7 protein-coding genes are annotated in these 12,622 nt (G+C 40.8%); all 7 read left to right on the forward strand.

From position 1 onward, the window contains the following. Positions 1–352: 352 nt before the first annotated feature. Positions 353–1,060, forward strand: coding sequence for a Crp/Fnr family transcriptional regulator (locus H4J75_RS08905; RefSeq protein WP_182221913.1), 708 nt, complete (start codon positions 353–355; stop codon positions 1,058–1,060). A gap of 333 nt (positions 1,061–1,393) precedes the next feature. Continuing rightward, positions 1,394–1,891 carry a pyridoxamine 5'-phosphate oxidase family protein gene (locus tag H4J75_RS08910; protein WP_182221914.1) on the forward strand — a complete coding sequence of 166 codons (498 nt, stop codon included), beginning with the start codon at positions 1,394–1,396 and terminating at the stop codon, positions 1,889–1,891. A gap of 98 nt (positions 1,892–1,989) precedes the next feature. Continuing rightward, the gene (locus H4J75_RS08915) at positions 1,990–3,675 is read left to right on the forward strand and encodes a thiamine pyrophosphate-dependent enzyme (RefSeq protein ID WP_182221915.1); all 1,686 of its coding nucleotides are present in this window, start codon (positions 1,990–1,992) and stop codon (positions 3,673–3,675) included. Positions 3,676–3,808: 133 nt separating this feature from the next. Next, positions 3,809–7,633 (forward strand): bifunctional proline dehydrogenase/L-glutamate gamma-semialdehyde dehydrogenase PutA, encoded by a 3,825-nt coding sequence (gene putA / locus H4J75_RS08920; RefSeq protein WP_182221916.1) that lies wholly within the window; start codon positions 3,809–3,811, stop codon positions 7,631–7,633. 226 nt (positions 7,634–7,859) lie between these two features. Then, positions 7,860–8,330: a Dps family protein gene (locus H4J75_RS08925; protein ID WP_182221917.1), complete on the forward strand. Its 471-nt coding sequence runs from the start codon at positions 7,860–7,862 to the stop codon at positions 8,328–8,330. An 88-nt stretch (positions 8,331–8,418) separates the two neighbouring features. Continuing rightward, positions 8,419–9,537 carry an efflux RND transporter periplasmic adaptor subunit gene (locus H4J75_RS08930; protein ID WP_182221918.1) on the forward strand — a complete coding sequence of 373 codons (1,119 nt, stop codon included), beginning with the start codon at positions 8,419–8,421 and terminating at the stop codon, positions 9,535–9,537. A gap of 2 nt (positions 9,538–9,539) precedes the next feature. Further along, positions 9,540–12,581: an efflux RND transporter permease subunit gene (locus H4J75_RS08935; protein ID WP_182221919.1), complete on the forward strand. Its 3,042-nt coding sequence runs from the start codon at positions 9,540–9,542 to the stop codon at positions 12,579–12,581. Positions 12,582–12,622 lie beyond the last annotated feature (41 nt).

Raw genomic sequence — 12,622 nt, forward strand, 5'->3', positions numbered from 1 at the left:
AGTATTAAAGTTCAGTTTTAATCAATTTATGATATTTAGCACAATATCAGCTATTGCGCTAAATAAGGCGGTCACGCCATTGACTTTTATCAAAAATTTTCCTGCAATATCCGCATCAAAACGTTAAGACTTTAGCGCTGGCATTGAAGAAAACCTCGCGACATTATAGACACCGCTATTGCTTAGTGAACTAATCATTTTAAATATGTAAGTTATAAAGTCATATAAGTAAGTAATGTTTGCCAGCGCACAGATCCTCTATTTTATAAAGCTTACACTTGACTATTGCTGCTATAAATTAACTTTTAATTATTTAAGGCAATATCATTTTTCTGTATCAGAGAGCAAACATATGCGATCAAAAGAAAAGCAAGAAGTCACCAATGAGTTGTTAGATGGGCTACCAAATAAACTCAGAAAAACTATTCTAGCGCAATGCGAGCAGGTTCATTTAACCTCCGGTGATATATTGCATGAGCGTGGGCAAGGCATTGAGTACATATTTTACCCTTTAACAGGGTATATTTCACTGGTCACTACAGGTACGAGACACCCACCGCTTGAATTGGGTATTATTGGTAATGAAGGTATGTTGGGTATTTCCAATATTTCAGGGGTACAATCGGCTCCTGATAGAGCTGTTGTTCAGGGGTCTGGAACGGCGCTGCGCTTATCTGTTAAGCAATTTCAGTATCAACTGAAAAACTTTCCATTACTGTTAAAAAGATTGAATGATTACCTTTATATTTTGTTTGTGCAAGGTTCTCAATCATTAGTCTGCATGCGATTTCATCCCATAGCATCTCGTCTTGCTCGTTGGTTACTCATGACTGATGATAGGGCACATTCTACTCATTTAAATCTAACACATCAATTTCTTGCTGATATGCTTGGCGTTCGAAGAAGCGGTATAACAGTAGCCGCTTGCTTATTAAAAGATAAAAAGTTAATTAGCTATACACGAGGTACCATTCAGATACTTAATCGTAAGGGCTTAGAGCGGGAAGCTTGTGAGTGTTATCAGCTGATGAAAGGTAATTATACCCATAGGTTAAACTAGACCACTTTAGCTATTCGTTTGTTTTAAATAAGCGTTAATAAAGACTTTTTTTATAACCTCAAACAGTATTTTATACTATTTTTAGTCTGTTAATCAGCGCTAAGACCACTTTAAAAACCCTCTGTTTCAACTTACCAGCATTAGTTTTAAGCCGTTTAGGTAAAAGCCATTTTTTAGACAGTACGCTAACGTACAGAGCCTTCCCCCCTTGTCACCGTATAATATTTTTAGATTTAGCTTAATAAATCAACTCTAACTGTTTTTATGTTAACTGTCTTAGCCGTCTCTAAAAACAGATAACACCGTTGAATACATTTAATCGGAGAAATTAACATGCAAAGTGAAAAGCATTTACAGAGAGATATATCACATATTCAAAAGCTCATTAATATAGGTGATGTAGCAATGCTCGTTTCTAGGTCTGCTGATGGAGTAATGAAAAGTCGACCGATGGAAACCGTTGAAGTTAGTGCTGAAGGAGAACTCTTCTTTTTTACAACGCTATCTTCAGAGTTGATTGGTGAATTGACTGAAAACAGCTTCGTTAATCTTAGTTTTATCAAAGAAGATAACAATTTTATTTCGGTATCTGGGATCACTCAGGTAATTAAAAGTAAAGCTATGTTGATTAAATTATGGGAGTCACGTTATGAAACCTGGATTCAAGATGGATTGGATAACCCAGACATTGCTTTATTGAAAGTGAGTTTAGTGCGAGCAGAGCATTGGAAACATAACACGATGTTGAACAGCATCAGACAACTATTTACTCCGGGAGTTTCAGCAGTAAATAATGTTCATGAATCAATTGAGCCTGATGAAAGTAGTTAATAGTGAGTAAATATAATAGTTAAATTCATAACGCTATGAGCGTTGTGCTTAATTAAAGTAAATATCGATGAACTTATTTGAAATTGAAAGGGGAATACATGTCTACAATCAAAAAACGTAAAGTTGTCGACCACATTGTAGAGACACTTTACAAATATGGTGTCCGCCATGTCTTTGGTATTCCAGGTGATGCGATTAATGATTTGATGGATGCTATACGCCGCAATGGAAAGATAGAATTCATACAGGTCCGTCATGAAGAAAGTGGGGCGTTTGCCGCATCAGCCCAAGCAAAATTAACCGGAAAGCTTGCCGTTTGTGTCGGTACTGCTGGAGGTGGAGCCATACATTTACTCAATGGGTTGTACGACGCTAAGCTCGACCATGCACCTGTCCTAGCGATAACGGGGCAGTTACCGCGTTCTGAAATAGGTAATAACTCACATCAAGAAATCAATTCATCCGCTCTTTTTTCTGATGTCGCTGTGTTTAATCAAACCTTGTTTGCTGCTGATCGTGTCCCTGAGATCATCCAGCAAGCGTGTAACAGTGCGATTACTGAAAGCGGAGTTGCTCATATTGCCCTACCTGTAGATGTAGCCACGGAGCAAATAGAAGCAGGTATTACTTGTCATCCAATCGCGGGCACTGAAACGGGTAGTACAAAACCTTTAGCATCAGCATTAAACAATACACTTAGCCTAATTGAGCAAGCTAATAAAATTGTAGTTCTTGCGGGTGTAGGGGCTATTCCAGCGCGTCAACAGCTACTTACTTTGTTGAAAAAATGCAATGCACCACTTATTAGAACATTAAAAGCAAAAGTATTACTGCCAGATGAGCATGAATATTCCTTAGGAGGACTTGGCTTACTTGGTACGCGACCATCAATTGAGGCAATAAATAATTGTGATTTACTTATTATGCTCGGTACTGATTTTCCCTACAAAGAATATTACCCAGGAAAAGCCAAAGTCATTCAAGTGGACAAGGATATTCGACACATAGGTCGACGTTGCCCTGTCGATGTATCGATAGTTGGAGAGGTAAGTGACGTGCTAGAGCAATTAATTATTGATTTACCCCAAAAAGATGACAAAAATTTTCTTGATGAATGTCGTCACCAGAAAATGAAATGGTCAAGAGAACAAGGCGAAAAAGAAAGCTCGCAAGTAGCGCCAATAAAACCGCAGTTTCTAGCACGAACAATCGGCGAACTTGTCAACAAAGATGCGATTTTTCTTTGTGATACTGGCACGGTGACTGCGTGGGCCGCACGTCATTTACCCGTAACTGAACACCAACTATTTACCCTTTCAGGTAACTTGGCCACGATGGCATTTAGCATGGCTGGTGCGATAGGCGCACAATTAAAATTTCCTGATCGCCAGGTAATAGTACTTATCGGGGATGGTGGTTTTAGTATGTTAATGCAAGAATTTATTACCGTGGTCAATCGGAAATTACCGATAAAGGTTATTATTTTTAACAATGCCAAATTGGGACTAATTCAACTGGAACAAGAAAGCAGCGGTTACCCCAATTATAAAACGGCATTAAAAAATCCAGATTTTGCTGAATTTGCTCGATTATGTGGTGGTGAGGGTTGGAGTGTAGAACGCCCTGAAATGCTAGTCGACGCATTGAAAGAGGCATTTACTAGTACTGAGGCCTGTGTGCTTGATGTCCATGTCGATCCAAATGAATTGGTTATGCCGCCCAAACTTGAACTGACACAAGCAGTAAATTATTCGATTGCTAAAGCTAAAGAGTTTTTAAATTAAAAGGACAGACTTTGTTACCTATCTTGTCGGCGATGATTGACAAAGAGCTAACAAAGCATTCGTAGCATAAATTAAATTGTAATCACTTAAGTGATTACAAAAGACTATTTAATAATTTTTTAAGGATAACTATATGCTTTTCAATGGTTCGTTAAATACAGACTGTCCTCTTCGTCAGAAAATTCGTGAGTTTTACCGTATCGATGAAAAAATCGCGGTAGATCATATCTTACCATTGGCAGAAGTAAATGTTGGAGCCAGAAGTCGAGCGTGGGAAAGAGCGCGTAAAATGGCTGTTCAAATTCGTAAAGTCGAGTCAGGTAATGGTGCAATAGACGCCTTATTAAAAGAATACACGCTCTCAAGTGAAGAAGGTGTGGTTTTAATGTGTTTGGCCGAAGCCTTGTTACGAGTACCAGACAAACATACTCAAGATGCTTTAATTCGTGACAAAATTTCTCAAGGACAATGGAACAGTCATTTAGGCAGCAGCGATTCATTGTTCGTTAATGCCTCGTCATGGGGCTTGTTAATTACCGGCACTATGGTTAATTATGCCGATAAACGCAAAAAGGAAAGCTTTGGTTTATTGAAAAAGATTGTCGGTCGTTTAGGTGAACCTGTTATTCGTAAATCAATGAACTACGCCATGAAAATTATGGGTAAGCAGTTTGTGATGGGCGATACAATCATTGCCGCAACTGAGCGTGCTGCCGATAAAGAGCAGCAAGGCTATGTCTATTCATTTGACATGCTCGGTGAAGGTGCCCGTACGATGAATGATGCTGATAAGTATTTTAAAGCTTATCAAGAGGCAATAGACGCGATTGGGAATGTAGCGCGTGCTTCGGGTAAAGATGATCCTCGTAAAGTTCCGGGTATTTCAGTGAAACTTTCTGCTATTCACCCTCGTTATGAATTTAACCACAAAGAACGCGTTATGGCTGAAATTGTGCCAAAACTTAAGGCGCTCTGTTTACAAGCTAAAAGCTACAATATTGGTTTAACCGTTGATGCCGAAGAGTCTGAACGCTTAGATATATCACTTGATATTATTGAAGCGGTTTTTAGTGATAGTGATTTAGAAAATTGGACTGGCTTTGGTATGGCATTACAAGCTTATCAAAAGCGGGCTATTTTTGTCGTTGATTGGTTACGTGAATTAACGGTGCGAGTTGACCGAAAAATGATGGTCCGCTTGGTAAAAGGGGCTTATTGGGATACTGAAATTAAAAATGCTCAAAAAGATGGCCATCAGCATTTCACTGTATTTACGCGAAAATCTTCTACTGATGTTTCATTCCGCGCTTGTGCAAAAAAATTATTAGCCTATAGAGATACCATTTATCCACAGTTTGCTACGCATAATGCATACACTGTTGCCGCCATTCTTGAACTCGTTGATGGCAATAAAGAGGGGTTTGAATTTCAATGTTTACATGGCATGGGGAACTCTTTGTATGATCAAATAGTTTCTAGTGAAAATATTCAATGTCGCATCTACGCCCCAGTTGGTCATCATGAAGAGCTATTAGCTTATTTAGTGCGGCGTTTGCTAGAAAATGGTGCTAACTCTTCTTTTGTTAATGCCATTGTTGATGAGACTCAACCTGTTGAATCTTTACTGAGAGATCCCGTTGAAAAAACGCAGCGTTTAAAAGATAAATATAATACCCAAATCACTAAACCCATAGCCTTATACCATGATGAAAAAGGTCTCGGTCGTGATAATTCTAAAGGTGTCGATTTAGCTGATATTAATACAATCACACCCTTAAAGTCGTTTTTAGATAGCTGGTTTACTGATCATCTACTCTCTGAAAGTAACGTTCCAGAAGGCGCTGTAGCCGTTAAAAATCCTGCTAACCAAACTGAAATAATAGGCTTTTATCGTCATCACAACGAAGATGAAATGCTGGCAATGATAACGTTGGCTAAAACAGCATTTTCATCATGGTCACAAACACCAGTATCTGAACGCGCAGCGTTATTGTGCCGCGTTGCCGATATTCTTGAACATCATATGGACGAGCTTATCGCCTTATGTATTAAAGAAGCGGGTAAAACAGCTCAAGATGGCATCGATGAAGTACGTGAAGCGGTTGATTTTTGTCGTTATTATGCTGAAAAAGCTATTATTCTTGCAGAAGACGAACGTTTCGACGCTCGTGGTGTAGTGCTCTGTATCAGCCCATGGAATTTCCCATTAGCGATATTTTTAGGGCAGATCGCTGCAGCCATTGTTACGGGTAATACTGTATTGGCAAAACCCGCTGAACAAACCAGTTTGATTGCGCTGCGCACCATTGAACTGATGAAATCTGTTGGACTACCTGAAGGCGTTGTGCAAGAGGTTATTGCCCGTGGTAGTAAAGTGGGTAGTGTGATTATTCCAGATGATCGTATTAAAACCGTTATTTTTACTGGCTCTAGTGACACAGCGACAATAATTTCGCAAACCTTGGCTGATAGAGGAGGGGATCAGGTGCCTTTTATCGCTGAAACGGGTGGACAAAATTGTATGATAGTTGACTCAACAGCCTTGCCTGAGCAAGTTGTTGACGATGTTATTTCTTCAGGATTTCAATCGGCAGGTCAACGCTGTTCTGCGCTTCGGGTATTATTTTTACAAGAAGATATTGCTGATAATGTTATTACTATGCTTAAAGGCGCCTTAGCAGAATTACATGTCGGTAATCCAGCGTACTTAAGCACTGACATAGGGCCCGTTATAGATAAAAAAGCACTCGGCGTTTTAAATGCACACAGCGATTATATGAAAACACATGGTCAGTTATTATACCAATGTGAAATATCTGCCGAGGTAGAGAATAATGAGCATTTCTTTTTTGCCCCGCGTCTTTATGAAATTGAAGATATTAGCGTGTTAGAAAAAGAAGTCTTTGGTCCTTGTGTGCACATTGTACGTTTTAAAGGTAATGAAATAGAAGCGGTTATCGATAAAATTAATGGTACAGGTTTTGGTTTAACCATGGGTATTCATACGCGTATTGAAGACCGTGCCTTTGATTTAGCTAAGCGGTCACGTGCCGGTAATGTTTATATCAACCGTAACATAATTGGCGCCATTGTTGGTGTCCAACCTTTTGGTGGTCGAGGTCTTTCGGGGACGGGGCCAAAAGCAGGGGGTCCCAATTATTTAACGCGCTTAGTTAAAGAAAAATCTACCCCTGATGCGGCGAAACTTAATGTATCGCCATCACAAGAGGAAGTGTTAGAGGGAGATGAAAAAGCTGAAAAAGAGGCGGTTTTACTTATGGATAAGGCCGATGTTGCGCAAAAATGCTGGCGTTTAACTGAGTTAAATACCCGTATTTCTTGCGTGCGTCAATTGTTAGCCAAAATTGCTGATGTTGATATTGTTGATGATTTATTTGATGACCTAAATCTTACGTTAACAGCGGCTCGTGAACAATTAATACGTATTGAAAAGCACCTGAAAAAACCACTAACTCTGCCTGGGCCAACAGGTGAGTCTAATATGTTGTATTTAGAAAACCGCGGTAATATTATTTGCTTTGCGGATAAAAATGTCAGCTTTCAGTTTTTGTTGATGTCTATTATAACGGCTTTGGCAACGGGTAATACGGTTATTACGGTTGTCTCTGATTTATTTTATCAGGAAGCTTTAGCCTTTAGAGATAAGTTTGTTGCAACAGGCGAAGATGAAAATGTTTTTCAAGTTGCCAAGTTATGTCATTTATCAGCGCTGTTAGCGCATCCTGCTTTGTCAGGTGTTGTTGTTGATAGTCATTGCGACCGAAAACATTATATCAGTGAGAAGTTAGCTGAGCGTCAAGGCGCAATATTACCGGTGATCAGTTCAGAATATTTGGATAATTTAATTCAGCGTTTATTAACAGAAAAATCAGTTAGCATTGATACTACCGCTGCTGGTGGTAACACATCGCTTATGACTTTAGAGGAAGAATATTAGTTAATAATCCATTGTTAGCCGTTAGATATTGTTATAAATCTACAATAACTATCGGCAGGCAACCTAAAGCCAATAGAGTTATTCCCCGTATACTCATCAGCCAAACGTTTTTTGGTTCGATATCGCACAGAGCCTAAATCGATAAAGTCGTACACTATGTTTTTGGTGGAGCGGTAAAAATCGCCTCCCTATACTGATTTTTTTAATGAAAAAAGGAAAAGTAATTATGAGCATCATTGATATTGGTATTGATGAAAAAGATAGAAGTAAAATCGCTGAAGGATTAAAAAAATTACTAGCAGACTCTTATACGCTTTATTTACAAACACATAACTTTCACTGGAATGTTACGGGGTTGAGGTTTAGAGAATTACACTTAATGTTTGAGGATCAATATACAGAATTGGCAATTGCTGTAGACGACATTGCTGAACGTATTAGAACGCTTGATGTTGCCGCGCCAGGCACTTATAAAGAATTTTCCAGATTAAGCTCAATCCACGAGGTCGATGGTGTTCCTAATGCCACAGAAATGATTGCAGTATTAACTGTTGGGCATGAAACTCTTATAAAGACCGCACGTGACGTTTTAAAAGTGGCTCATCAATTAGACGATGAATCAACGGTATCTCTTGTCTCTGACCGAATGCGAACTCATGAAAAAATATCATGGATGCTAAGAGCTTCAAATAAGTAGCTTGAGTAATTACCTTTCAATGTTCTGAAATTAAATTCGCTATATATTTCAACGTTATTCACCTATTTTATTTAAAAGGATCACCAGCATGGGCACTTTTTCTCGCTTTGCAATGGCTATTGTTTTACTGCTTGTTTTGCTTGGTGGCGTATTCAGCTACAAGTTCTATCAACTAGAGCAAATAAAGGCGAAGTTCTCGCAGCCACGACCACCTGCGGTTGTTGATGCCACAGAGGTTGTTATGGCTACCTGGCAAACGAGCATTCAATCAATTGGTAGTATTAGAGCTATAAATGGTGTTCGGATCGCTAATGAGATGTCAGGCGTTGTAACTGAGGTCTTATTCGAATCGGGTCAGCGTGTTGAAAAAGGTGATATCCTTATTCGCCTAAACAGCGAAATAGAGCAAGCCATACTTAAAAAAAGTAGGGCTGAGGAACAGCTTGCATCGAAGGAGTTTCAACATAACGTCGATCTGATTTCCAAACGAGCTGTTTCACAGTTAGCCTATGATAAAGCTAAGGCTGCGGAAGATTCTGCCAGAGCAAGAGTGCAAGAGGCAGAGGCTCAGCTTGGCAAAAAAGTCATTACAGCACCTTTCAATGGTGTTCTCGGGCTCCGTCTAGCCGACATTGGCCAATATCTATTCGTAGGTACGCCTATCGTTGAAATCAATATGCTTAACCCAATTCTTGTTGAATATACACTTTCTGAAAAAGAGCTGCGAAGTGTTGATATCGGAGACCCTGTTGAAGTCACTGTTGCGGCAAAAGGTTCCGAGGTATTTAAGGGGTCCGTTACCGCTATTAACAGTTCGGTCACACCTGAAACACGCACCGTTAAATTACGTGCTCAGCTTCTTAATTTACAACAAGGACTCAAACCTGGAATGTTTGCTACGGTCAGAACCTTCGCAGAAGGTCCTCGACAAGTGGTAGCGATCCCAAACACGTCAATATCATTCAACACCTACGGTAACTTTGCCTATGTATTAACAGAAAATTCAGCGGGTCAACTGGTTACTGAACGGCGAACATTAGAAACAGGTTTTAAACGAGGAAGTATGACAGAAGTTAAGCAAGGACTTGAAGCTGGAGAGCGTATTATTGGCTCAGGCCTCTTGCGCCTCAGGGCTGGCCAGCAAGTAAAAATCAAGCAGAACGACTCCTCACGCGACACTGCTTCTGTTAGCACAGGAGTAAAATAGCCATGCGTTTTACAGACATATTCATAAAACGGCCCGTTTTATCCACGGTAGTAAGCTTGCTGATATTACTGGTTGGTGTACGGTCCATCATGGAAATGGAGATCCGCGAATATCCTTTACTAGAAAGCACTAAAGTCACGGTTACGACTGCATATCCAGGTGCTAGCAGCGAACTAATTCAGGGGTTTATCACCCAACCTTTGCAGCAGGCCATCGCCGAAGCTAAAGGCATCGACTTCTTAAGCTCTTCGAGCACGCAAGGGTTTTCAACTATCGAAGCACAGATGGAACTTAATTACGATGCTAATGACGCGTTAGCCGAAATCCAATCTAAAGTCGCTAGTCAGCGGAACGCATTACCTGTAAACGCTCAAGACCCTGTTATTAATTCGACAACAGGTGAAGGTCGCGCGCTTATGTACATTGCTTTCTTCAGTGAGACTATGCGGGTTCCAGAAATCACCGATTATCTTGCTCGTGAAGTACAGCCAAAACTACAGGCACTATCGGGTGTGGGTAAAGCTGAACTTTTAGGACGGCGTTTTGCTCTGAGAGTTTGGTTAGACCCCCAAAGACTTGCTGCGGTTAATCTTACCTCCACCGAGATTGTTCAGACCCTGCGCGAAAACAATTATCTCTCTGGTGTTGGACAAACAAAAGGAGAGTTAATAAAGATTAGTCTTACCAGTAACACTGACGTTTCTAACACTGAACAGTTCAAGAATCTTGTTATCAAATCAACTGAAGACACGATTATTCGTCTCAAGGATGTTGCGAGGGTGGAACTTGGATCGCAAACCTACGAGAACATTGCATTATACAAAGGAAAACCATCGACCTACGTGGCTATTAGCCTCTCTCCTGGCTCAAATCCGCTGTCTGTGGCAGAACGGGTAAAAGAACTTCTTCCTGATATTAAGTCTCAGCTACCGTCTGGTTTGCAGGTTGAGCTGCCTTACGATGCATCAGAATTTATCGACGATTCAATTAATGAGGTCATTAAAACGTTGATCGAGGCAATAGGTATTGTGCTTGTTATTGTGTTTTTGTGTCTTGGTTCCCTTCGCGCTGCCATCATTCCATCACTAGCGGTACCACTCTCACTGATTGGTGGTGCCTTTATAATGCTTGTACTGGGTTTCTCACTCAATTTACTGACATTACTTTCACTTGTTTTGGCCATTGGTTTAGTCGTCGACGATGCGATTATTATTGTCGAAAATATCCATCGTCACATCGTTAATGGTAAGTCAAAGAAGGAAGCTGCGATCATTGGCGCCCGTGAAATGGCAAGTCCAATTATTGCGATGACAATCACGTTGGTGGCTGTTTATGCGCCTATTGGCTTTATGGGAGGGCTAGTTGGCTCGCTATTTACTGAGTTTGCGTTCACGCTTGCAGGAGCGGTCGTTATTTCAGGGATCATCGCCTTGACCTTATCGCCTATGCTAGCTAGCAAGGTACTGAAACCTCATGGCGAGTCGTCGCGTTTTGAAAGTGCTGTAGAAGGCTTGTTTGAAAAGCTCGCCAACGTTTATCAGCGCTCATTGACTATCGTTGTTAAGGCAGTGTCACCTGTGATCATGTTTGCATTGGTTGTTCTCGTGTCGATATTTTTTATGGTCATGTTAAGTGAAAAAGAGCTGGCGCCCACTGAAGACCGTGGCATTATTCTATTTCAGGGCAAAGGATCACAGACTGCTACCCTTGAATACTTGCAAAAGTATGGCGCGGAAATGCAGACAGCGTTTGAGCAGGTGCCAGGCTACGACGAGACATTTATGCTGGTGGGTATGACAAGTTCCGATGCTGTATTTGGCGGTTTTAAAATGAAACCCTGGAGTGAACGTGATATATCGCAGTTTGACATAATGCCTCAACTACAGTCTTCGGTGGCAAATATTACCGGTTTAAAAACAGCATTATTCCCGATCCCCTCCTTGCCTGGTTCCAGTGGTGGTTTACCTTTTCAGTTTGTAGTGACTTCAGGGAGTGACTTTAATCAGCTTAACCAGGTGGCTGATGAATTGGTTGTTGCCGCCATGCAAAGTGGCAACTTTACCTTCGTGCAAAAATCAATCGATATCGATAAGCCTGTTACTCGGGTAAAGGTTGACAGAGATCGCGCTGCAGATTTAGGTTTGTCGATGGAAGAAATCGGTCAGGAGCTCAGTAGTATGCTTGGTGGTGGCTATATTAATCGTTTTAATATGGAAGGGCGCTCTTACGAAGTTATTCCTCAGGTTGAGCGTTATGCTAGAGATAGTGAACTGGCAATAAACGATTATTACATCCGCGCTGATTCTGGCGAGTTGGTTCCACTTGGCTCGGTCGTTAATTTCGAACATGATTTTGAACCCTCGTCAAGGACACAATTTAATCAGCTAAATTCGATAACAATTGAAGGTATTCCCGTGCCATCAGTACCCATGGGAGATGCTGTTGGTTTTATGAAAGCCAAGGCTGCTGATATCTTGCCACGCGGCTTTAGCTACGATTTTAAGGGCGAGTCTAGGCAATTCGAAAATTCTGGTAGTGCACTAATCGTTACCTTCTTTATATCGTTACTCGTTATCTACCTTGTGCTGGCGGCGCAATTTGAGAGTTGGCGCGATCCACTTATTATACTGGTGTCTGTACCTATGTCTATTGCCGGCGCTATGGCTTTTATTATGCTTGGTTTTGCTTCAATGAATATTTATACGCAAGTGGGCCTGATCACTCTAATTGGTGTAGTTGCAAAAAATGGTATTCTCATCGTGGAATTTGCGAATACTCTACAACAGCGAGGCCGCAATAGACGCGACGCAGTCATTGAAGCGGCTGCGATTCGCTTGAGACCCATTATTATGACGTCGCTGGCACTTATTGTGGCTATGATCCCGCTGTTAATTGCAGTGGGTCCAGGCGCACAGTCGCGTTTTGCGATTGGTATTACTATTGTTGCGGGGCTTGGTATTGGTACGATATTAACACTGTACGTGTTGCCAGCGTTCTACATTGTGCTAGCAAAGAAAATTAAGACGTCAAATCATGAAGCATAAGCACCTCCTACAATAAAGCTATCATCATCTATGAGTGAACT

The organism is Colwellia sp. BRX10-1 (assembly GCF_014077545.1).
Classification (GTDB): domain Bacteria; phylum Pseudomonadota; class Gammaproteobacteria; order Enterobacterales; family Alteromonadaceae; genus Colwellia_A.